The 19989-nt window shown below is 67.1% G+C and carries 22 protein-coding genes and 2 pseudogenes; 6 read left to right on the forward strand and 18 right to left on the reverse strand.

What is annotated here, in order from left to right; translation table 11 throughout:
- Positions 1–9 precede the first annotated feature (9 nt).
- Positions 10–702, reverse strand: a complete 693-nt coding sequence (locus tag ACFVJQ_RS00950) for a hypothetical protein (protein WP_385509160.1) — start codon at positions 700–702, stop codon at positions 10–12.
- Positions 699–833, reverse strand: a complete 135-nt coding sequence (locus ACFVJQ_RS00955; protein ID WP_385509161.1) for a hypothetical protein — start codon at positions 831–833, stop codon at positions 699–701. The genes ACFVJQ_RS00950 and ACFVJQ_RS00955 overlap by 4 nt, the downstream gene beginning before the upstream one ends.
- A gap of 174 nt (positions 834–1007) precedes the next feature.
- Between ACFVJQ_RS00955 and dapA the strand changes: the two genes are divergently transcribed.
- Entirely contained in the window at positions 1008–1916 is a 909-nt protein-coding gene (gene dapA / locus ACFVJQ_RS00960; protein ID WP_385779946.1) for a 4-hydroxy-tetrahydrodipicolinate synthase, read from the forward strand.
- A 107-nt stretch (positions 1917–2023) separates the two neighbouring features.
- On the opposite strand, the gene ACFVJQ_RS00965 is transcribed toward dapA, so the two are convergent.
- From ACFVJQ_RS00965 to ACFVJQ_RS00975, 3 genes and pseudogenes are all read right to left on the reverse strand, one after another.
- Positions 2024–2248, reverse strand: coding sequence for a hypothetical protein (locus ACFVJQ_RS00965; protein ID WP_385509163.1), 225 nt, complete (start codon positions 2246–2248; stop codon positions 2024–2026).
- A gap of 412 nt (positions 2249–2660) precedes the next feature.
- Positions 2661–3960: pseudogene (locus ACFVJQ_RS00970) on the reverse strand (FtsK/SpoIIIE domain-containing protein).
- A gap of 3 nt (positions 3961–3963) precedes the next feature.
- Positions 3964–4323 carry a hypothetical protein gene (locus tag ACFVJQ_RS00975; protein WP_385509166.1) on the reverse strand — a complete coding sequence of 120 codons (360 nt, stop codon included), beginning with the start codon at positions 4321–4323 and terminating at the stop codon, positions 3964–3966.
- 216 nt (positions 4324–4539) lie between these two features.
- Between ACFVJQ_RS00975 and ACFVJQ_RS00980 the strand changes: the two genes are divergently transcribed.
- On the forward strand, positions 4540–5214 hold the full coding sequence (locus tag ACFVJQ_RS00980) for an XRE family transcriptional regulator (RefSeq protein ID WP_385779949.1): 675 nt from the start codon (positions 4540–4542) through the stop codon (positions 5212–5214).
- A gap of 104 nt (positions 5215–5318) precedes the next feature.
- Positions 5319–5788: pseudogene (locus ACFVJQ_RS00985) on the forward strand (NUDIX hydrolase).
- A gap of 23 nt (positions 5789–5811) precedes the next feature.
- Here the strand turns inward: ACFVJQ_RS00985 and ACFVJQ_RS00990 are convergent.
- From ACFVJQ_RS00990 to ACFVJQ_RS01000, 3 genes are all read right to left on the reverse strand, one after another.
- Positions 5812–6204, reverse strand: a complete 393-nt coding sequence (locus tag ACFVJQ_RS00990; protein WP_385779952.1) for a hypothetical protein — start codon at positions 6202–6204, stop codon at positions 5812–5814.
- Between the two features lie 70 nt (positions 6205–6274).
- Entirely contained in the window at positions 6275–6526 is a 252-nt protein-coding gene (locus ACFVJQ_RS00995) for a phosphohydrolase (protein ID WP_385779955.1), read from the reverse strand.
- Positions 6445–7008, reverse strand: a complete 564-nt coding sequence (locus ACFVJQ_RS01000) for an HD domain-containing protein (protein WP_385779957.1) — start codon at positions 7006–7008, stop codon at positions 6445–6447. Before ACFVJQ_RS01000 ends, ACFVJQ_RS00995 begins: the two co-directional genes overlap by 82 nt.
- A 214-nt stretch (positions 7009–7222) precedes the next feature.
- Here ACFVJQ_RS01000 and ACFVJQ_RS01005 point away from each other — a divergent pair, with 214 nt between their 5' ends.
- Positions 7223–8617 carry an IS4 family transposase gene (locus ACFVJQ_RS01005; protein WP_385779960.1) on the forward strand — a complete coding sequence of 465 codons (1395 nt, stop codon included), beginning with the start codon at positions 7223–7225 and terminating at the stop codon, positions 8615–8617.
- 189 nt (positions 8618–8806) lie between these two features.
- On the opposite strand, the gene ACFVJQ_RS01010 is transcribed toward ACFVJQ_RS01005, so the two are convergent.
- Complete coding sequence (locus ACFVJQ_RS01010; protein ID WP_385779963.1) at positions 8807–11206, reverse strand: hypothetical protein; 2400 nt, start codon at positions 11204–11206, stop codon at positions 8807–8809.
- 652 nt (positions 11207–11858) lie between these two features.
- On the opposite strand from ACFVJQ_RS01010, the gene ACFVJQ_RS01015 reads away from it, so the two are divergent.
- Entirely contained in the window at positions 11859–12314 is a 456-nt protein-coding gene (locus tag ACFVJQ_RS01015) for a GIY-YIG nuclease family protein (RefSeq protein ID WP_385780382.1), read from the forward strand.
- Between the two features lie 276 nt (positions 12315–12590).
- Here the strand turns inward: ACFVJQ_RS01015 and dapD are convergent, their stop codons facing one another.
- Genes dapD through ACFVJQ_RS01030 form a run of 3 tightly spaced genes read right to left on the reverse strand, consistent with a single transcriptional unit; the run spans position 12591 to position 14532 of the window.
- Positions 12591–13580 carry a 2,3,4,5-tetrahydropyridine-2,6-dicarboxylate N-succinyltransferase gene (gene dapD / locus ACFVJQ_RS01020; RefSeq protein WP_385509169.1) on the reverse strand — a complete coding sequence of 330 codons (990 nt, stop codon included), beginning with the start codon at positions 13578–13580 and terminating at the stop codon, positions 12591–12593.
- Positions 13581–13633: 53 nt separating this feature from the next.
- Positions 13634–14212: a TetR/AcrR family transcriptional regulator gene (locus ACFVJQ_RS01025; RefSeq protein ID WP_385509170.1), complete on the reverse strand. Its 579-nt coding sequence runs from the start codon at positions 14210–14212 to the stop codon at positions 13634–13636.
- Positions 14212–14532, reverse strand: coding sequence for a multidrug efflux SMR transporter (locus tag ACFVJQ_RS01030; RefSeq protein WP_129797252.1), 321 nt, complete (start codon positions 14530–14532; stop codon positions 14212–14214). Before ACFVJQ_RS01030 ends, ACFVJQ_RS01025 begins: the two co-directional genes overlap by 1 nt.
- Positions 14533–14722: 190 nt before the next feature.
- Between ACFVJQ_RS01030 and ACFVJQ_RS01035 the strand changes: the two genes are divergently transcribed.
- Positions 14723–15550, forward strand: a complete 828-nt coding sequence (locus ACFVJQ_RS01035; protein ID WP_385779968.1) for an AbfB domain-containing protein — start codon at positions 14723–14725, stop codon at positions 15548–15550.
- A gap of 67 nt (positions 15551–15617) precedes the next feature.
- On the opposite strand, the gene ACFVJQ_RS01040 is transcribed toward ACFVJQ_RS01035, so the two are convergent.
- From ACFVJQ_RS01040 to sufD, 6 genes are read right to left on the reverse strand one after another with little or no spacing between them, the layout of a single operon-like run.
- Positions 15618–15950, reverse strand: coding sequence for a metal-sulfur cluster assembly factor (locus ACFVJQ_RS01040; RefSeq protein WP_129797254.1), 333 nt, complete (start codon positions 15948–15950; stop codon positions 15618–15620).
- Positions 15947–16411, reverse strand: coding sequence for a Fe-S cluster assembly sulfur transfer protein SufU (gene sufU, locus ACFVJQ_RS01045; RefSeq protein ID WP_129797255.1), 465 nt, complete (start codon positions 16409–16411; stop codon positions 15947–15949). Before sufU ends, ACFVJQ_RS01040 begins: the two co-directional genes overlap by 4 nt.
- Before the next feature lie 11 nt (positions 16412–16422).
- The gene (locus ACFVJQ_RS01050; protein ID WP_385509172.1) at positions 16423–17679 is read right to left on the reverse strand and encodes a cysteine desulfurase; all 1257 of its coding nucleotides are present in this window, start codon (positions 17677–17679) and stop codon (positions 16423–16425) included.
- Positions 17676–18440, reverse strand: a complete 765-nt coding sequence (gene sufC, locus ACFVJQ_RS01055) for a Fe-S cluster assembly ATPase SufC (protein ID WP_385509173.1) — start codon at positions 18438–18440, stop codon at positions 17676–17678. Before sufC ends, ACFVJQ_RS01050 begins: the two co-directional genes overlap by 4 nt.
- 7 nt (positions 18441–18447) lie before the next feature.
- On the reverse strand, positions 18448–18765 hold the full coding sequence (locus ACFVJQ_RS01060) for a bifunctional 3-phenylpropionate/cinnamic acid dioxygenase ferredoxin subunit (protein WP_129797258.1): 318 nt from the start codon (positions 18763–18765) through the stop codon (positions 18448–18450).
- Positions 18762–19946 carry a Fe-S cluster assembly protein SufD gene (sufD, locus tag ACFVJQ_RS01065; protein WP_385779972.1) on the reverse strand — a complete coding sequence of 395 codons (1185 nt, stop codon included), beginning with the start codon at positions 19944–19946 and terminating at the stop codon, positions 18762–18764. Before sufD ends, ACFVJQ_RS01060 begins: the two co-directional genes overlap by 4 nt.
- Positions 19947–19989: the final 43 nt, after the last annotated feature.

A 19989-nucleotide genomic window follows, 5' to 3' on the forward strand; every position in this document is an offset into this window, starting at 1 on the left:
CGGCCCGCGCTACCCGTTCCCCGCCCCGCCGCTGCCGTGCTCGCCGAGCCGTGCCAGCTGGGTCTGGAACCAGTCGAGCCGGGCCTGCAACAGGGCAGCCTCCGCGACGAGTTCGGGCATACCGAGTCCGTCGGACGCGTCGAGCCCGGCCGGCACCGCCCCGCCACCGCCGGTGGCCACCACGCGCAGCCCGCCCCCGGCCAGCCGGGCGAATCCGGCCAGGGACACGGACGTGCGGCCGCGCAGACAGGCCGCGCAGGAGGGTGCGAGGGCGTGCCAGCCGGGCCTGCCCCAGCCGGCGTCGGCCAGCGCCACCGCGGTCGCACCGCAGACGCAGGGGCCGACGGTCGCCGTGCGCACCCGCTGACGGGCGTAGCGGAAACCGCGTTCGAAACGGATGTAGCGGCCGAGCACCAGGACCTCGAGCAGGACGGCCGCTCGGTGCTCGGCGGTGCACAGCAGCCCTTCGGCCACCGAGCGGTCGTGCACACAGTGGAAGCCGCAGTCGCAGCGGCGGTGCGGTGCCGCATGCCGCAGGCCGTAGACGCAGGACGCGTCGGCCACGACTCCGTACGGCAGCGCGCCGCCCAGCGACACGCCGGTGAACGCGGCCCGGGTGCCGTCGTGGGACAGCATCGGGTGGGCGATCTTGTATCCGGTCGGCGGCTCCGTCGGACGTTCCTCGGGGAGCCGCAGCCTCATCGCGCGGCCGGGACCTCTTCGGGCGCGACCTCACCGAAGTCCATGGTCTCTTCGGGGAGTTCGAGTTCTTCCTCGTACGCGACCGGCTGCTCTTCCGCGACTCCGGTGGCGAGTGCCTTGCCGAGCTTCATGACGCCTCCCATGACCGGTGGTTTGGTGGACCGTCCCGGCCATGGTGACCCATGAAGAGCCGCATTGGACATAGGGCCCCGCATCGGGGAACCCGAAACATCACAGCAGCGCTTATCAATACATCGTAGAAGAATTAAGTGGAGCTGTACGGTCGCGCTGCCGAGACTACTCACATGACGAACCCCACCACCGCCACCGCCGCTCCCTTCGGCCGCGTCCTCTGCGCGATGATCACGCCCTTCACCACCTCGGGCGCCCTCGACGTCGACGGCGCGGGGCGGCTCGCCGAGCGACTGGTCGCGCAGGGCTGTGACGGTCTGGTGCTCAACGGCACGACGGGCGAGTCGCCGACCACCTCGGACGCGGAGAAATCGACGCTCGTGCGAGCGGTCCGGGAGGCGGTCGGGGACCGCGCGTCGATCGTCGCGGGAGTGGGGACGTCCGACACCCGGCACACGATCGAGCTCGCCCTTCAGGCCGAGAAGGCGGGCGCGGACGGGGTGCTGGTGGTCACGCCGTACTACAGTCGGCCGCCGCAGGACGCGGTCGAGGCGCATTTCCGCGCGGTGGCGGACGCGTCCGGGCTGCCGGTCGTCCTGTACGACATCCCGGGCCGCACCGGCACCCGGATCGAGCCGGAGACGATCATCCGCCTCGCCGGACATCCGCGGATCGTCGCGGTCAAGGACTGCTCCTACGACTTCCTCGGCACGCAGAAGGTGCTGTCCCGCACGGACCTCGCCTACTACGCCGGTTGCGACGAGCACAACCTCGCCCTGTACGCGGTGGGCGCGGCGGGCTGCATCAGCACGGTGGCGAATGTGACGCCACGTCACATCCGTTTCGCACTGGACGCGTTCGACGCCGGTGACACGGCCGGCGCGGCCCGCCGCCAGCAGCGGGCCACCCCGCTCATCGAGACGATGATGTCCGCGGACCTGCCCGGCACGGTCACCGCCAAGGCCCTCCTCAGCGCGCTGAACCTGCCGGCCGGCCCGGTCCGCCCACCCCTGCGGCCCGCCGACCGTGCGGCGACCGACCGGCTGCTGGCGGAGTACGAGCGGCTGACGGGCACCGGCTGATCGTCAGGAGGTTCGCGACTCTCGTCCCGGCGTCAGCACGCGGGAAGGCCCGTGGCCTGTACCGCGTCGGTGTGCGGTACAGGCCACGGGCCGTGCGGGATGACCGGTCAGCCCCAGATGTACTCGTCGCCGATCAGGCCGACGTGCTGCAGCACGTCTTCCATCGGGTCGTCGACCTGGCCGGTGTTGATCAGGCCGATCCGCGGGCCGTTGTGCGAGGCCGTGTTGGTCTCGTCCGCATGCGCGGCACCCGCGGGGAGCCAGCACATCGTCGCCGCGGCGACCACCCCGGTCAGTCGGCGCACCGCGATCCTCGCCCGCTCGTTCGTCATTGCTCGTCCTCGTCTCAGCGGTTCTGCATCTGATCGGACCCTGCGTCCACCCGTTCATCTGCAGAAGCCGCCCCGAGGACACGGACGGTAATCCTTTCAAGCGATCGTCCCGAGCGAGGGCGTGACCTCAGTTTTGACCTCCGTCTCCCTGTACTGAAGCACTGGGATTCTCCGTCTGCGGGTGGCCCTGTTGTGTCGGGGCTACCAGCTCCGGGTGGGTTCCTGGTTCCTCCCCACGCGGGGTGGGGGTTGTGCGCGCTGCCGGGCTGCTGCCCGGTCTTACGTGCGCTCCGCAGGCGTTTACCGCCGCCGTTACCGGCGTCGGGCCCCCGGTCCGGGGGTGGGTGGTGCTGTCTGTTCAGCCGCGAGGATGCGGCGTCCCTCGTAGAGGACGTTGCGGCCGGCGTTCCAGTCACGGTCGTGCCGGGTCTGGCAGTTCGGGCAGGTCCGGGGTCAGGTCGGCGTGCCGGTTGCAGATGTTTCACGGCCTGCCGCAGCGAGGTGTGCGGGGCGCGGATGCGGGCCCAGCCGCCGGTGGAGTCGCCCGTGATGGCGACGCCGGGCATGTCGGTGGGGATCTGGATCGCGGCGATCACGGCGTCCGGGGCGATGTCGCCGAAGGCCATGTTGGCGCTGGGTTCGTCGTTGACGCGGTGCGCGATCCAGCCGGTGAGCTGGGCGCGGAGCATGGTGATGCCCTTGCCGAGTTCGGGGCCAAAGCGCTGCCCGCAGATCTCCAGGTAGATCCCGGCGGCACGGCCGAGCTGGGCGAGCCGGGCGAGTGCGGTGATGATCCGGTCCCGCCGCTTCTCCTGCTCCTTGTTGGCAAACAGGGCGAGTTCGGCGACCTCATCGACCAGGACCACCACCGGGATCGGCCGCAGATCTTCGGGCAGGTCCCAGATGTCGGCGGCGATCTCCGCGTCCGGCACGTCGGCGGTGATCTGCTGCTCGGCACGGATGAGCTGGTAGACGCCCTCCATGTGGGACACCAGCGCGTCGAGGAGTTCGGCGGCGGTGTCCGGGGTGTCGGCGAGCGCGGAGAACCGGCGGGCCAAGGGGAACAGCTCAACACCCTGCTTGCAGTCGATGCCGACGAGGGTGACGTTCTGCGGGGCGAGCGCGGCCACGAGGTTGCGCTGATACACGGACTTGCCGGACTCCGTGGCGCCGAGGGTGAGCGCGTGCGGCACAGCCCGGTAGTCGCGGTAGTGGACACCGCCGTCCTCACGCAGGGCAACCGGTACCCGCATCGGGCGGGTGTCGGGCTGGGCAGGCATCTGCACGCGCTTGAGCACGTCGTAGCCGGTCATCCGCACCTCGACAACACCGGACCGAAGTTCGCGGGAGGTGACGCCGTACATCGCGAACGAGTGCCGCAGCCGGTCGCACGAGGCCGCCACGTCGAAGGCGTCCTGACCGGGCCGAAGCTTGAGCCGGAGGACCAGGCCGGTACGGGTCGGCCGCACGCGCAGGATGCGCGAAGCGCGAGGGCCGGGCACGGGCCGGTTGGTCATCCGGGCCAGGGTCAGGCGCCAGCGGGAGGCCGGGACGGTCAGGCCGCAGGCGTCCATCACGGACGGGTAGCGGACCAGGACCCGCAACGCAGCCCAGGCGACACCGAAGGCCAGCCAGTACCAGGCGGGGCGCCGCCACCGCAGGAGACCCGCAGCGGCGACGACCAGCACCAGGGCGACGATCAGCCACGTCATGGCTCAGGCCGCCTTCGACTTCGACGCGCCAGCCTCAGCGAGCGAGGTGACGGCGACGGCGCGGAACGCGATCCCGTGCCGCTTCTGGCCGTTGAACTCGTTCTCCCACGGCCGGGCGATCAGGCCCGTCAGGGCGACCGGCGTCCCCATCGTCAGGTCCTCGGAGATGCCGGTCTCCGGCACGGTGACGTTCAGGATCTCGACGTCGCCGTTGAGGGCGAACATCACGTTCACCGTCATCAGCTTCGCGCCGGTCTCGGCGTCGGTGGCGATCTCGCCGGTACGGCGGTCGCGGACCTTGGGCTCCGGGGTCTGGGCAACCATCACGGTGGCGGTGGAGGTGTCGACGGGAATCTGACGCATCGCCTGTTCTCCTGATCTGGAATGGATTTGGAACCGACTGGAATCGCCGGTGAGATCAGGAGACCGCGAGAAGTGGTGGACGCATCACGGCCCGTATGGACGTTTAGGGACGTCTGAGCCATCGTCAAAACGTCCCTGATACGTCCCACGAGAGGGCAGTCATGGCGAACGAGCGTCTGCGCGGCGATTTCAGCGAAGGGCGAGACCATCCAGTCCGTGGCTCAGCATGTCGGCGTCGACCCGAAGAGCGTGGAGTGCTGGATCGCCACCGGCCGGACGCCGCACCGAGGACACCGCTGGAAGGCCGCGAGCTTCCTTGGAGTTGACGAGGTCTATCTGTGGCCCACCGTCGAGAAGCAGGCCGAGTCCGCGAGCACGTCCGAGCTGATCACGTATTACCTACACCGGGGTGCGGTACTGGCCGCGCTGTGGTCATCGCTGATCGAGAAGGCGAAGGACCAGGTGGACATCCTCGTGTACGCGGGACTGTTCCTCTTCGACAACCACCCGGATCTCCCGTACGAGTTGGCCGACAAGGCCAAGGCCGGAGCGCAGGTACGCGTGCTCCTCGGCGACCCGGACTCGGAGATGGTTCGCCAGCGCGGCGAGGAGGAAGGCATCGGCGACGACCTGGCCGCACGCGCCCGGATAACGCGACGCTACCTGGAACCGGCGATGACGACACCGGGTGTCGAAGTCCAGCTGCACGACACGATCCTCTACAACTCGATCTACTGCTTAGACGACGACGTGTTGGTGAACCCGCACGTGCTCGGAGCACCGGCCGGGCAGAACCCGGTGCTGCACTTCCGGTACATCCCCGGCGCCCGCACCTTCCGGCACTACATGCGGAGCTTCGACTACGCCTGGGAGCGTGGTCGTCCCGCGTAGGCAACAGCCGATGCCCTCGGGAGCCGGGGCTGCGGGCGCCGGCGGAACCGGCACCCGATCCCCGGCCGACTCGGTTCGACAGCCGAGCATGCGAGGCTGGAGGCATGGCCCGAGTCGACTACTTCAACGATCCGAACGCCCCGAAGGCGAACAGCATCGTCCCCTCCGTGACCGCGGTCGCGCTGAACGATGCCGGGGAAGTCCTGCTGATCCACAAGACAGACAACAACCTCTGGGCTCTGCCGGGCGGCGGGTCGACGTCGGCGAGTCAGCACCCGATGCCGCCGTACGTGAGACGAAGGAAGAGACCGGCTTCGATGTCGAGGTGACCGGCCTGGTCGGCATCTATACCAACCCGGCTCACGTCATGGCGTACGACGACGGCGAGGTGCGCCAGCAGTTCTCGATCTGCTTCCGAGCACGCATCGTCGGCGGCGAGCTCCGGACGAGCAGCGAGAGCAAGGAAGTGGCGTTCGTACACCCCAGTCGGCTGGACAGCCTGAACATCCACCCGTCGATGCGGATGCGGATCGATCACGCACTAGAGGCACGACCCCAGCCATACCTTGGGTGACTCACGCGGCTCCAGGCTGAGCATCACTTGAAGATGAAGTCCGCGCACGCAACGATCGCCGAGATCACACCCACAGCGACACCCAGAGTTGCGCTCATCTGCTGCCGATCCTGCATGAGCGCTGCGTGGGGCCCTTGCGCTTTGCCTCCCGCTCCACGCAGCGCCTTCAGGCCTTGCCACTTGTGCTCACGAATCCAGCACCCACGCAGGAGACCCTGAGCGTTGTTACGGCATCTTCCTTGCCGTCCCAGGGCGATACACCTGAGCGGGGCTTGGAAGAGGAAGTACAGGACAGCCACGGAGGCTACGAGGATGAGGATCCCCGGCCCGATGATGTCCGAAGCCCATGCCAAGATCCCCAGTAAGAGGATCACCACGCCCCAACGCTTCTTTAGGAAGTCCCCCAGGTCACCCATGCGACGGACCGTAGAGCATTCAACACAGTGGCGGTAGAGCGCCTGTCAGCCATGAGCACAGGCCCGCGTCTCAGCCCAAGCGTGCTTGAACCCGCTGGACCGCCGCACCTAGGTAGGGCCGCGCCTTGCTGATCGCGTTGTGCACTTCGCTGCCCGACTCGTACCGCTCCAAAATCTCATCGATGCGGCGGTCGAAGTCGAAGGACTGCCCGGCTGGGCCGGTCGTCATGTCGGCGTAGATCAAGGCGTCCAGGACGGGAGAGTCCTCCCGCTCGTACACGGCCAACTCACCACTGAGCCCGCGCTGTTCAGCCTCATACACAGCGCCGGAGTGATGAGCAACGAGTCGCACGAGCCGATCGGGTGCCCTAGCGTTTCCAGGTGGCGCGCACCGTCGAGCGGATGGAACCCGGTGAGCCGCAGCTCCGGCGCATAGCCGATGTCGTGCAACCATGCAGCAGCGACGAGAAGATCCCTGTCCCCCTCGGGCACAGCCGCCGACGCTTCGCGCGCACGAGCCGCCACGGCCTGAGTGTGCAGCCAGCGGTTCCCGAGTGGAGGCAAGAGCGACTCGGCCAGTTCGGCCGCGCCTTGGGGCGTGTCCAGTCCAGAGGGCATGAATCGCACCGTAGCCGAAACGGGCAGGTCGCCGACAGCCCGGCACCGTCGCTCCGGATCATGGCGCGGTAAGACTTTCCCTACTTCATCAAGGCCCGCGCACGGCGCGGGCGCGCCGCCTTGTCGGCGGGGCCGCCGCCCTGTCTTCGCCAGCGGCGGCCCCGCCCGGCGGCGCGCTGCGTGCATGCGGGCAGAGGTAGGAAAAACCCTCTGTGGCTGAGGCCGGTCGGCTCCACGGCTTTAGGCCAAGACCGGGAAGTTAAGCGGTGTTGTGGCTGGTCGGGTGGGTTGACGTGGGAACGGAGCCCGGCGCGGACTGTGAGTGTCGAGGTCACGGTTCGTGGGGGCTCCGTTGTCTGTTCAGTGTGCCACCGCCGGGGTGGTTCGGGACCGGTCGTGGGTGTGGCTGCCGGGTCATTTAGGGGCGCTGACGCGGTGGGTTCCGCCGTCGTTGGTGGACGAGGTCGTGGAGGCGACGGGCTGTGGGCAGCGTCGGGTGCGGCTGCTGCCGGCCCGGGTGGTGGTCTACTTCCTGCTGGCGATGGGCCTGTTCGGGGAGTGTGGGTATCGCCGGGTGTGGGCGGCGATGACGGCCGGGTGGCCGCGCGGGCGGGTGGCTGATCCGTCGGCGGCCGCCTTGCGGCAGGCACGCCAGCGGTTGGGGGTGAAGCCGCTGATGCTGCTGTTCGACCGGCTGCGCGGGCCGGTCGGCACCGCCGCGACGCCCGGGGTGTTCTGGCGCGGGCTGCGGCCGGTGGCCTGGGACGGCACCTGCCTGGAGGTGGCCGACAGCCCGCACAACGTGGCCCACTTCCGCCGGCACGCGGCCCGCACCACACGCCCGGCCGGCTACCCGCAGCTGCGGCTGACCGCGCTGGTCGAGTGCGGCACCCGCGCGCTGATCGATGCGGTCTTCGGGCCGCAGCAGCACACCGAGCTGCCGCAGGCCAGGTGCCTGCTGGCGTCGCTGCGGCCCGGGATGCTGCTGCTGGCCGACCGCGGCTATGACGGCTTCGAAGCCTTACGGGACGCCGCTGCCACCGGAGCCGACCTGCTCTGGCGGGTGCAGGCCGGACGTCTGCTGCCGATGATCCGCCCGCTGCCCGACGGCACCCATCTCACCCTTGTCACCGACCGCCGCTCCGCCGACCGGCTGGCCAAATGGCAGCAGCGCGGCCGCCGCACCGCGAGGCCCGCGCTGACCGCCCTCACCCTGCGCGTGATCAGCTACCACGTCGCCGTGACCGGCGCGGACGGCACCTCGCACACCAGCACCGTGCGACTGGTCACCACCCTGCTGGACCCCCACCGGTATCCGGCCGCGGAACTGGCCGCCCTCTACCACCAGCGCTGGGAGATCGAGACCGCCTACTACGGGCTCAAGGTCACCCTGCGCGGACCCGACCGCGTCCTGCGCTCCCGCACGCCGGACGGCATCGAGCAGGAACTCTTCGCACTGCTGGTGCTCTACCAGGCCAGCCGCCAAGCCATCACCGAAGCCGCCACCAGCACTCACCTCGACCCCGACCGGCTGTCGCTGACGATCGCCCTGCACACCGTCCGGCTCACCGTGATCAACGCCAGAACAACCCATCCGGACGACCTCATCGCGGCCCTGGTCGACACCCGCAACCTCCACCCCGCCAGGCGCCGGCCACGAAGCAGCCCACGCTGCGTCAAACGCACCCTGTCCCCGTATGCCTACAACAAGACCAAAGGCAGCGTCGGACACAAGACGACCGTGACCACCACCATCACCCTGACCGGCCGTCCCGGCACGACCGAACCGCCCTAACTTCCCGGTCTTGGGCTTTAGGCAGCCAATTTGGCGCGAGCCTCGCAGATCATGGCCCAAAATCGGGCACTAACGGGCAGGCTTACAAACCTGCCCGATCCGCTGGCTAGCGTAATGGGCCATGATCACTCGCACCAAATCAGCTCCAGCCCAAAGCCGCTCCACCACCCTGCTGTATCACCTCACGCCTCAGCTAGCATCTACAGAAATCAAAGGCCGAATCGCATCCTTTGTGGAATCTGTCGAGGCCCGATATTTAGGCCATTTCTCCCATAGTTCGGTATACGTGGAACGTGCGCCTACGGAGAATCGAAGCACGTCCGTAGAAGCATTGAAGCTAGCAACAGGGACGATGAGTTGATCCGACCGCAGGCTAGGCATCCCCGATTCCCCAATGCCAGAAGGCCTGCGCGCAACATAATCCCGACCCTTGTAATCCCTGAACGAGTACGATGATCGCCCAGCAGAGTCCCGAGAGGTTCCTGCGGGCTTAAAAAGCGTTGGACACAAGCCGGAGCTTTCTGCGAGGTCCTGAAAAGCGCCAACGGCTCTTACGCACCGCAACAGTTCATCCTCCTTTGGGAAATCTTCGCGCTGATGCTGCAGCCTATTGCGAACGTCCGTCACGCACCCTTCCTCAAGGATTCGCGTGAAATCCTTTAGTAGGGCGAGAATCTTCGCTTGAGAGCTCGAACTCAAATCCAGAAAAGGGATCGTGTGCAAGTAGGGGAACGCGGTCAATTCGGCGTACCGCGCATAAGTTGGAATCTCACTTGCGGGCCGCTTATGCAGGTTGCTCTCACCCGAGACGCGCGCCAGGTATTCACGCAGGCGCGAAAAACCCGAGATGAGCGGGAAAAGTGTGTTTCGCCCTTCGCTGTCATAAATTACAGACTCTCTAGGGGAAGCCGCCTTCGTGGCCTTGTTCAGCAAGTCGGCCGTGTAAGCCCGAGCTTCCGAAAGGTGATAATTGAATTTCGGATGAGCCATCCAGTGGTCAAACGTGAGAGCCCAGACGCTGAAGGAAAGGGCCGAGTCTAGGGTCTTCTCAAGCGACGTGAACAGAGGAGCTGACTCACGTTTGATCTCATATTTCTCTGCATCGTTGTAGCCGGAGTAGGCGGCTACAGCCTGAGTGAAAGTCTCACGATGACGCTGGAGTGAGCCAGCCGTTTCATCACTGTTCAGTACGTCGAAACCCAATTTCCAGAGAAGGATGTTGAGAAGGTCGTCATCGTCCATCGCCTCCACATCGGCCGGCGCCAAACCGCATTTATCGGCAGCGATCGCGAAGGGTTGCGGACCAACAAGGATTAGATGCCGGATAACCTCTGCCGGATCTTCCTTTGCCAGATACCGTTCCAACTTTTCTTCTGCTGAATGCCCCTCGATCTTCTTCAAGAGCCAGGACAAATCGCGTGAAGCATCCGGATTGGACGGAGGATAGATGGCCAAGACTAGACGCTGAAGGCGCACGAGGGCGAGTGACGGTTCAGATGGCATTACACGAACACCATAACGTGAGCACTCTGCCGACAGTTTGTAGAAGCCTGATGTGACTCGCGCGATCTTCGGCTTCCGGATCTCGTGCTTGGGGATTTCAATCTGCCCCGTGTAAACGGCCCTGTCGATGCTTGTGACTAGGTCACGACTCCTCATAAGCAGGAGCGCTTGAATCTTCGCCGCCCTATCGAGGCTGTCAATAAATTGTTGCGGATCTCTTACCGTGATGTCATTGAAGGACAAAGCATCTCTCAGCGGTGCTGATTTTCCTTTAAGCGCCTCCAGCAACACGACGTCTAGTTCTGCGTCCGAGAAGCACTCTCCTAGGAGCGGTATCTCGCCTGTACAGCGGCGATCGCCGTAGAAGTCATAAAGAGAGTCTTCGATCTCATCAAAGAATTCATAGAAGGCCGAAGGAACCCCGTGCTCCTTATCGAGGATATCTTCCAGCTTTTCTTTAGTCTTGGCTATCTGACTATCTGCCGTGTCCAAAAATGTGGCGTGAACCAGACTGCAGCTTCTCTTTGCGCAGTGATACAGCGGGATCCTGGTAACAGGGGGAGCCTTTCGCATTTCGCGACTTCGGAGAATGCCTAGAGGTCCGGTCAGCAAGTCAAGTTGCTGGAACACTCCCCTCGGTGAACCGTCGAGAAGCTGAAGAGTGTCTCGATGATCCAGGATGTTAGGCTCGTGCGAAAAAAGATCGAAAGCCCTGTCGTAAAGTTCACGCCCCCAGATAAAGGGATGTAGAATCCTGCCCGCCTCGATCTCCTCATTGCATGCAGAGATCAGGTCTTCCGAATTTGTCTGTCTGTGGTCAACCAGGAGTTCTTTATGGTAAAAAGACAAGAAGCAGGCGAGTCGCGCCTCCGCCCATTTGAAGTTTCGGATTCTCATCAGCCGTCGGCACACATCTTCACCGTAAGTCGTGAGCACAATTGGCTCGTGAAGTGCAGACGGCACTCTGTATCGAGATGTCAGAATGGAAAAACCCATGAATTGTGTCAGTCCATAAAGCCTCAGAAGGGCCTTCTGCTCTTCATGGTCTGGGTACTTCTCTCGCAATTCCTGGCACGTGTACGCCATCCGCCCTCCCCATCTCGCCGCTTGAGGATAGCTGCTGGTGTGGTGCCTAGGGGGCTTCTTGCCACAGATTGAGCGGTTCCGGATCTCCGTGCGAACGGCTGTTCCCCTAGATCCTTGACTAACTAGCCGAGGCCGGACCCGCACCTTCCAAGCCCCCGGGTACCCCTGCGCCAACGTAGGAGGTGCGTGGCCTGGCGCGGTAATGGGTGTGTCTCCGCCTGTCGAATGCGTGTCGAAGGCCGGTCGCTGAGACGCCGCGCGAGGGAAGAGAAGCAGGTCAGTTGGGGTTTACTACTCGTCCCACCAAGCGCCTTCTAAGCACTCCGGCGTTCGGAACGTGCCACAGCCGTGCCACATCGTGCGGTCAACCACGGTCAACGACGGCTCGCCGTAGTCGAGATGCGCCGTTCACCTGGACTGCCGCTACCGCCGGAGTGACCTGGGCACCCCCGCTGCCGATCACGTCCGCCCTTACAAAGCCGCGGTGTCCGGTCTGCAGCTGGGGCCCAGGTAGTCAGCCAGTAGCCTGCGGCCAACAGCCTTTGCCGACCTTGGAGGCTCCGTGGCTCATGCTGCTCTTACAGAACCGGATCGGCTGTGGTCAGCGCAGGAGGTCTTGTTGCGTCCCAGCCCAGTGCCGGCGGCGGCCGGGGTGTACGGGTGGTACTTCGAAAACGCTCCCTGCGCAGACCTCGCGGCCGGGCGCCTGCTCTACGTCGGTATAGCCCCGCGACACATGGCGAACCGGACCAGCACGCAGAACCTGCGCAAGCGCGTGCGGTATCACTACCGGGGCAATGCGGCCGGATCAACGCTTCGCCTCACCCTCGGTTGCCTGCTCGGAATTGAGCTGCGCCGCGTAGGCAGCGGGAGGCGCATGACCTTCGGCAAGGCCGGGGAAGCCGCCCTCAGTCAGTGGATGGCGGAGAACGCCCGAGTGTGCTGGATCGAGCATGACGAACCGTGGACCATGGAGTCGGAGCTCATCTCTCAGCTCGACCTGCCTCTGAACCTCGACCAGAACCGCCACAACCCGTTCCACGGCCGCCTCAAGGAACTGAGATCCCAAGCCCGCCAGCGAGCACGGGAGTTGGCCGTCAGCGCATAGCTCGTCGGGCTGACATCAACGGCGGCGAACGATGGCGCACCGAAGCGGCCACAGCCGGATCGGTGAGCGACCAGCGGGCCCCGTTCCGGCACGCCGCACCGCACTGCGATCGAACTTACAAGGCGGTTGTCTCCCTCAACGCACGAGCGCCCTCCCGGGCCGTCCTGGGGCCGTGGAAGGGCGCTCAACGATGACCAACGCCGACAACCGCCGACAGCTCAGCAGCAGGTCAGGGCGTTCATCGTTTAGGCGGCCGCAGGTCACGGCCGCTGCTCGTCAGTTGTGGCTGTGCAGCACCTCGTTCAGTCCACCCCACTCGGCGTTGTTCGGGCGGGCCTCGACCGTGCCGGTGACGGAGTTGCGGCGGAAGAGGATGTTGGAGGCGCCGGACAGCTCACGGGCCTTGACGATCTGGCCGTCGGGCAGGGTGACGCGGGTGCCGGCGGTGAGGTAGAGGCCCGCCTCCACCACGCAGTCGTCACCGAGCGCGATGCCGACACCGGCCTCGGCGCCGACCAGGGAGCGCTCACCGATGGCCACGCGCTCCTTGCCGCCGCCGGACAGCATGCCCATGGTGGAGGCGCCGCCGCCGATGTCGGAGCCGTCGCCGACGACGACGCCCTGCGAGATACGGCCCTCGACCATCGACGTGCCGAGGGTGCCGGCGTTGAAGTTGACGAAGCCCTCGTGCATGACGGTGGTGCCGGCGGCGAGGTGGGCGCCGAGGCGGACGCGGTCGGCGTCGGCGATACGGACGCCGGCGGGGGCCACGTAGTCGGTCATGCGCGGGAACTTGTCGACGCCGAAGACGCTCAGGTGCAGGCCACGGGCGCGGGCGGCGAGACGGACGGTCTCCAGGGTGTCGACGGCGACCGGGCCGAGCGAGGTCCAGGCGACGTTGGCGAGGAGGCCGAAGATGCCGTCCAGGCTCTGTTCGTTCGGCCTGACCAGGCGGTGCGAGAGCAGGTGCAGGCGCAGGTAGGCGTCGTGGGTGTCGAGCGGCTTGTCGTCCAGCGAGGAGATGACCGTACGGACCGCCACGACCTCCACGCCGCGCACATCGTCCTTGCCGAGGGCGGCCACGCCGTGCTCGCCGAGCAGCTCGGCGGTGCGCGCCTCGTCGAGGCGCTCGGAACCGGCGGGGCCGGGCTCGGCGGTGAGCTCGGGCGCGGGGAACCAGGTGTCGAGGACGGTGCCGTCGGCGGCGATCGTGGCAAGGCCGGCGGCCACGGCGCCGGTGGTGCGAGGAGCAGTAGTGTCGGTCATGAGGGCAACCTAACCGGCCGGGGCCCACCGATGCGAACCCACGCCCGGGCGTCTCAGGTGCCGGGCGGGTCGAGGGGCTGCGCACCGCTCCCACGGGCGGGGATCAGGCGGGCCAGCATCTCGCGGGCGTACTCCTCGTCGTACGGCACGTCGGTGAGCAGCGCCTGCAGACAGAGGCCGTCCATCAGCGCGATCAGCGCTCGTGCCGTGACCGGGTCCGTGCGGCGGGCGAGCAGCTCGGCCACTCCGTCGGCCCACTCGGCGGCGACGGGGCGCAGGGCGGGGCGGCGCAGGGCGGCGAGATAGAGCTCGTACTCCAGCTCGACGCCGGTGCGGTCGCCGGCGAGCCAGTCGCCCAGCAGGGCGGCGAGTTCGCCGGCCAGGTCCGTACCGGGGTCGCTCAGGGAGCCGTGCGCGGCGATCATCTTGGCGAAGCCCTCGCCCGCCTGCCGCAGCGCGGCGACCAACAGCTCGTCGAGCGTCCTGAAGTGGTACGTGGTGGAGCCGAGGGGCACATCGGCCTCGGCGGCGACGGACCGGTGGCTCAGCCCGGCGATGCCCTTGGCGCCGACGACCCGGATCGCCGCGTCGATGATCCGCCGGCGCCGCTCGGGGTCGTACCGCCGGGCCATCAGTGCGCGCCTCCCAGGTTGAGCACCACGACCCCGACGATGATCAGCGCGATCCCCGCGGCCTTGGTGAGGCTCATCCCCTCCCCCAGGAACAGCATGCCGATCACCGCGACGACGGCCGTACCGACGCCGGCCCAGATCGCGTACGCCGTGCCGACCGACACCGTCTTCAGCGTCTGCGCGAGCAGCGCGAACGCGACGGCGTACCCGAGCGCGGTCAGCAGGGAGGGCCACAGCCTGCTGAAACCGTCGCTGTACTTCATGGCGGTGGTGGCGGCCACCTCGGCGGCGATGGCTCCGGCGAGCAGCAGATATCCCATGTGTACGACCGTACACAACGATGCGTACGCCCGTACACATCCGGGCTCGGACAACTCCTGGGAACCGATACGGAAAACGCTTGCGGAATCGACTGCTGGACGGTCGTCGTGTCCACTAGTGTTTCACCGCTCAAATACCGGACCGTCACGGCCGCGACCGTCGCCACGGGCGCCGCTGGAGGAACCGCGCATGCCAGAAAGCACGTCTCGGAGCCCGCAGAACCAACCGTGGGAGAACAACTGGACCCCGGACACCTCCCGGGTGCCCGGCACCCGACGGCTCTGGCTGGCGGGCGCCCTCGCCCTGGCCACGATCGTCGCGTGCGTGACCGCGATATCCGTCATGCAGACGCAGCCTGACGAGAAGTCACCCCTGAGCCAGTCCCCCGCGGCCGACGAGGCGTCCATACCCGGGCTGATCTCCTTCGCCACTCCCTCGGCGAGCGCCACCATCACCCCGCCCGGCGGGAAGAGCACTCTGCCGTCCGCACAGCCCACCCGGACGGCACCCCACCGGCCCACCCCCACCCCCACCGTCACCGCGTCCAAGTCCCCCGCGCCCCACACCACTTCACCGGCCCCGAAGCCGCCGTCGACCACCTGGCGCTCCCTGCGCTCGGTCAACTACCCGGACCACTACTGGCGGGTGAGCCACGGACAGGTCACGCTCGAGGCAATCGCCTCGTCATCGGGCCGCAGGGACGCGACCTTCAAGCTGGTGCAGGGCCTGGCCGCCCCCTCCTGCCACTCCTTCGTCACCGCCGACGGCAGCTACCTGCGCCACCGCGACTTCGAGCTGCGCGCCGACCGCCACGACGGTTCCCGCCTCTTCCAGCAGGACGCCACGTTCTGCCCCCGCTCCACCGGCCACTCCGGCGTGATCATGCTGGAGTCCGTCAACTACCCGGGCCGCTTCCTGCGCCACCAGAACTTCCGCCTGCGCCTGGACGAGTACCGGCACGGCGACCGGAACTTCTCCGCCGACTCGGCGTTCCGCCTGGTGGACGGCCTGAGCTGAGGCCGGGCACGACAGTGGCCCCCGGCGCTGCCGCCGAGGGCCACTGAAGCAGCCGGGAGAAACCGGCTCAGACGTTGAACCCGAGCGCCCGAAGCTGCTCGCGCCCGTCATCCGTGATCTTGTCGGGACCCCACGGCGGCATCCAGACCCAGTTGATGCGCAGCTCGCTGACGAGGCCGTCCGTGGCGGACTTGGCCTGGTCCTCGATGACGTCGGTGAGCGGGCAGGCCGCGGACGTCAGGGTCATGTCGACGGTCGCCACATTGGAGTCGTCGATGTGGATGCCGTAGATCAGCCCGAGGTTGACGACGTCGATGCCCAGCTCGGGGTCGACGACGTCCATCAGGGCCTCGCGGAGCTCCTCCTCCGAGGCCGGCTTCATCTCCAGGGTCTCGCTCATGCCGTCTTCCTTTCCGCGTCGGCGCCCAGCGCCTGGGCCGTCGCGTCCTTCCACGCCATCCAGCTCAGGAGGGCGCACTTGACCCGGGCCGGGTACTTGGACACCCCGGCGAACGCGACCGCGTCCTCCAGGACGTCCTCCATCGCGTCGTCGGGCTCGATCCTGCCCTTGGACTGCATCAGCTCCAGGAAGGTCTCCTGGATCTTCTGCGCCTCGGCCAGCTCCTTGCCGACGAGGAGTTCGTTCAGTACGGAGGCGGAGGCCTGGCTGATCGAGCAGCCCTGGCCCTCGTAGGAGACGTCGCTGATCGTCGTGCCGTCGTACTTCACGCGCAGCGTGATCTCGTCGCCGCACGTCGGGTTGACGTGGTGCACCTCGGCGTCGCCATCCCTCAGACCACGCCCGTGGGGGTTCTTGTAGTGGTCCAGGATGACTTCCTGGTACATCGAATCCAGCTTCACCGATCAGCCTCTCAGCCGAAGAAGTTCCGTACGTGCTCCAGTCCGTCGACCAGAGCGTCGATCTCGGCCGGCGTGGAGTACAGATAGAACGACGCTCGCGTGGTCGCAGGAATTCCGTACCTCAGGCAGACCGGCCGTGCGCAGTGGTGGCCGACCCGGACCGCTATGCCCTGCTCGTCGAGGACCTGGCCCACGTCGTGCGGATGGATGTCACCGAGCGTGAAGGAGATCGCGGCGCCGCGGTCCTCGGCCGTCGTCGGACCGATGATGCGCAGATCGGGGACCTCGGCCAGCCGCTTCACCGCGTACTCGGTGAGTGCGTGCTCGTGGGCGAGGATCTTGTCCATGCCGATCGACTGCAGATAGTCGATCGCCGCGCCCAGACCGACCGCCTGCGCGATCGGCGGGGTGCCCGCCTCGAACTTGTGCGGGGCGGGGGCGTACGTCGACGAGTGCATCGACACCGTCTCGATCATCTCGCCGCCGCCGAGGAACGGAGGCAGGTCCTCCAGCAGCTCCTGGCGGCCCCAGAGGACGCCGATGCCGGTCGGGCCGCACATCTTGTGGCCGGTGAAGGCCACGAAGTCGGCCTGCAGGGCCTGCACGTCCAGAGGCATGTGCGGGGCGGCCTGCGAGGCGTCGACGCAGACCAGCGCACCGACCTCCTGCGCGCGCCGCACGATCGCCTCGACGGGGTTGACCGTGCCCAGGATGTTGGAGACCAGCACGAAAGAGACGATCTTCGTCTTCTCGGTAATGATCTCCTCGATGTTGGACAGGTCGAGGCGGCCGTCGTCGGTCAGGCCGAACCACTTCAGCTTCGCGCCCGTGCGCTGCGCCAGCAGCTGCCACGGCACGATGTTGGAGTGGTGCTCCATCTCCGTGATGACGATCTCGGTCTCGGAGTCCACCCGGTAGGGCTCGTCGGCCCAGCCGAGCATGTTCGCCACGAGGTTGAGCGACTCGGAGGCGTTCTTGGTGAAGATCACCTCGTCGCGGCTGGGCGCGTTGATGAACTCGGCGACCTTGTCGCGCGCGCCCTCGTACAGCGCCGTGGCCTCCTCGGCGAGCACATGCACACCGCGGTGGACGTTGGCGTTGTAGCGCTCGTAGTACTCGCTCAGGGCGTCCAGCACCTGGCGCGGCTTCTGCGAGGTCGCCGCGTTGTCCAGGTACACGAGCTTCCGGTCGTCGTGGACCAGTCGGTCCAGGATCGGGAAGTCCTTGCGGATCGCCTCGGTGTCGAGGAGGCCCGGCAGCTGTGTCACGCGGATGCGCCACCCTTCACGTATGCCTCGTAGCCCTCGTTCTCCAGCTTGTCGGCGAGCTCGGGGCCGCCGGACTCGGCGATCCGGCCGGCCGCGAACACGTGGACGTGGTCGGGCTTGATGTAGCGCAGGATGCGCGTGTAGTGCGTGATCAGCAGGGTGCCGACCTCGCCCGTCTCGCGAACACGGTTCACACCCTCCGACACGATGCGGAGCGCGTCGACGTCCAGACCGGAGTCCGTCTCGTCGAGGATCGCGACCTTCGGCTTGAGCAGCTCCAGCTGGAGGATCTCGTGGCGCTTCTTCTCACCGCCGGAGAAGCCCTCGTTGACGTTGCGCTCGGCGAAGGAGGGGTCGATGTTGAGGCGCTCCATGGCCTCCTTGACCTCCTTCACCCAGGTACGCAGCTTGGGGGCCTCGCCACGGATGGCGGTGGCGGAGGTGCGCAGGAAGTTGGAGACCGAGACGCCGGGGACCTCGACCGGGTACTGCATCGCCAGGAACAGGCCCGCGCGGGCGCGCTCGTCGACGGACATCTCCAGGACGTCCTCGCCGTCGAGGGTGACGGTGCCCTGGGTGATCGTGTACTTCGGGTGACCCGCGAGCGAGTAGGCGAGGGTCGACTTGCCCGAGCCGTTGGGGCCCATGATGGCGTGCGTCTCGCCCTGCTTCACGGTGAGGTCGACGCCCTTGAGGATCTCCTTCGTGGCGTTGTCGGCCTCGACGGTGACGTGCAGGTCTCGGATTTCAAGCGTTGCCATGGGTGCCTCAGGACTCCTGGGTGAGGGAGACGAGAACGTCGTCCCCTTCGATCTTTACGGGGTATACGGGGACGGGGCGCGTCGCGGGGAGGCCGGACGGCTTGCCGGTGCGCAGGTCGAAGCTGGAGCCGTGCAGCCAGCACTCGATCTGGCAGTCCTCCACCTCGCCCTCGGAGAGCGAGACGTTCGCGTGGGAGCAGATGTCGTAGATCGCGAACACCTCCCCCTCGGTGTGCACGATGGACACCGGCGTGCCGTCGAGTTCCACCCGCTTCGGGGTGTCCTCCTCCAGCTCACTCAGCGCACATACGCGTACGAAGGTCATCCGACCGACGCCTCCAGCTCCTCTTCGATCCTGGCGATCAGCCGCTCCTCGATGTCCGCGATGCCGATCTGCTGGACCAGCTCGGCGAAGAAGCCGCGGACCACCAGGCGGCGGGCCTCGTGCTCCGGGATACCGCGGGCCATCAGATAGAACAGCTGCTCGTCGTCGAAGCGGCCGGTGGCGCTCGCGTGACCGGCGCCGACGATCTCGCCGGTCTCGATCTCCAGGTTGGGCACCGAGTCGACCCGCGCGCCGTCCGTGAGGACGAGGTTGCGGTTCATCTCGTACGTGTCCGTGCCCTCGGCCGCGGCCTGGATCAGCACGTCACCGATCCACACGGCGTGCGCGTCGTCGCCCTGGAGCGCGCCCTTGTAGGCGACGTTCGACTTGCAGTGCGGGGTGTTGTGGGTGACCAGCAGGCGGTGCTCCTGGTGCTGTCCGGCGTCGGTGAAGTACAGGCCGAACAGCTCGGCCTCGCCGCCGGTGCCGGCGTAGGTCACGCGCGGGTGGAGGCGTACGACGTCGCCGCCGAAGGTGACGACGATCGACTTGAAGCTCGCGTCCCGCCCGACGAGGGCGTTGTGCTGGGCGACATGGACGGCCTTCTCGTCCCAGTCCTGGACCGAGACGACGGTCAGCTTGGCGCCGTCACCCAGGATGTAGTCGACGTTGGCGGCGAGGACGGTGTCACCGGTGTGGTCGATGACGACGACGGCCTCGGCGAAGGCTCCGAGCTCGATGACCTGGTGGCCGTAGGCGACCCCGCCCTGGCCGTGCACGGCGATCCGGATCGGCTCGGTGAGCACCGTCTCCTTGGGGACGGTGACGACACCGGCCTTCTCGAACGCCGAGTACGCCTGGGCGGCGATGCGGTCCACCGGAGTGCCGGCCCTGCCGAGCCGCGCGTCGTCGCGGCCCACGGTCTCGACGACGACGCCCGCAGGGGCCTCGACCTCGACCTTCACGCCCTCGCCGGTGGCGACGGCGGTGCCGTCGTGCAGGCCGCGCAGGCGCTCCAGCGGGGTGAACCGCCACTCCTCCTCACGGCCGTGCGGGACCGGGAAGTCCGCCACGTCGAAGGAGGGCGGCGCGCTCATGCGCGTGGCGACGGTCGACTCGGCCGCAACGGCGATCGAGCCGGCGGTGGTGGATCCCACCGGGATGTTCTGAGCCTCAGCCATGGCTGTCGTTGTGCTCTCTTCCTACGTCAGAAATCTGCTGCTG

The organism is Streptomyces sp. NPDC127197 (assembly GCF_042672405.1).
GTDB lineage: Bacteria > Actinomycetota > Actinomycetes > Streptomycetales > Streptomycetaceae > Streptomyces > Streptomyces flavusporus.

Bases quoted from the DNA above. Each gene is read 5' to 3' on its own strand.
- ACFVJQ_RS01035 (WP_385779968.1), top strand. From the start codon at position 14,723: ATGCCAGAAAGCACGTCTCGGAGCCCGCAGAACCAACCGTGGGAGAAC.
- ACFVJQ_RS00975 (WP_385509166.1), bottom strand. From the start codon at position 4,323: ATGCGTCAGATTCCCGTCGACACCTCCACCGCCACCGTGATGGTTGCC.
- ACFVJQ_RS01025 (WP_385509170.1), bottom strand. From the start codon at position 14,212: ATGGCCCGGCGGTACGACCCCGAGCGGCGCCGGCGGATCATCGACGCG.
- ACFVJQ_RS00955 (WP_385509161.1), bottom strand. From the start codon at position 833: ATGAAGCTCGGCAAGGCACTCGCCACCGGAGTCGCGGAAGAGCAGCCG.
- ACFVJQ_RS00965 (WP_385509163.1), bottom strand. From the start codon at position 2,248: ATGACGAACGAGCGGGCGAGGATCGCGGTGCGCCGACTGACCGGGGTG.
- sufD (WP_385779972.1), bottom strand. From the start codon at position 19,946: ATGGCTGAGGCTCAGAACATCCCGGTGGGATCCACCACCGCCGGCTCG.
- dapA (WP_385779946.1), top strand. From the start codon at position 1,008: ATGACGAACCCCACCACCGCCACCGCCGCTCCCTTCGGCCGCGTCCTC.
- ACFVJQ_RS01010 (WP_385779963.1), bottom strand. From the start codon at position 11,206: ATGGCGTACACGTGCCAGGAATTGCGAGAGAAGTACCCAGACCATGAA.
- ACFVJQ_RS00990 (WP_385779952.1), bottom strand. From the start codon at position 6,204: ATGGGTGACCTGGGGGACTTCCTAAAGAAGCGTTGGGGCGTGGTGATC.
- ACFVJQ_RS01030 (WP_129797252.1), bottom strand. From the start codon at position 14,532: ATGGGATATCTGCTGCTCGCCGGAGCCATCGCCGCCGAGGTGGCCGCC.
- ACFVJQ_RS01060 (WP_129797258.1), bottom strand. From the start codon at position 18,765: ATGACCTTCGTACGCGTATGTGCGCTGAGTGAGCTGGAGGAGGACACC.
- sufC (WP_385509173.1), bottom strand. From the start codon at position 18,440: ATGGCAACGCTTGAAATCCGAGACCTGCACGTCACCGTCGAGGCCGAC.
- ACFVJQ_RS01000 (WP_385779957.1), bottom strand. From the start codon at position 7,008: ATGCACGCAGCGCGCCGCCGGGCGGGGCCGCCGCTGGCGAAGACAGGG.
- ACFVJQ_RS01040 (WP_129797254.1), bottom strand. From the start codon at position 15,950: ATGAGCGAGACCCTGGAGATGAAGCCGGCCTCGGAGGAGGAGCTCCGC.
- dapD (WP_385509169.1), bottom strand. From the start codon at position 13,580: ATGACCGACACTACTGCTCCTCGCACCACCGGCGCCGTGGCCGCCGGC.
- ACFVJQ_RS00950 (WP_385509160.1), bottom strand. From the start codon at position 702: ATGAGGCTGCGGCTCCCCGAGGAACGTCCGACGGAGCCGCCGACCGGA.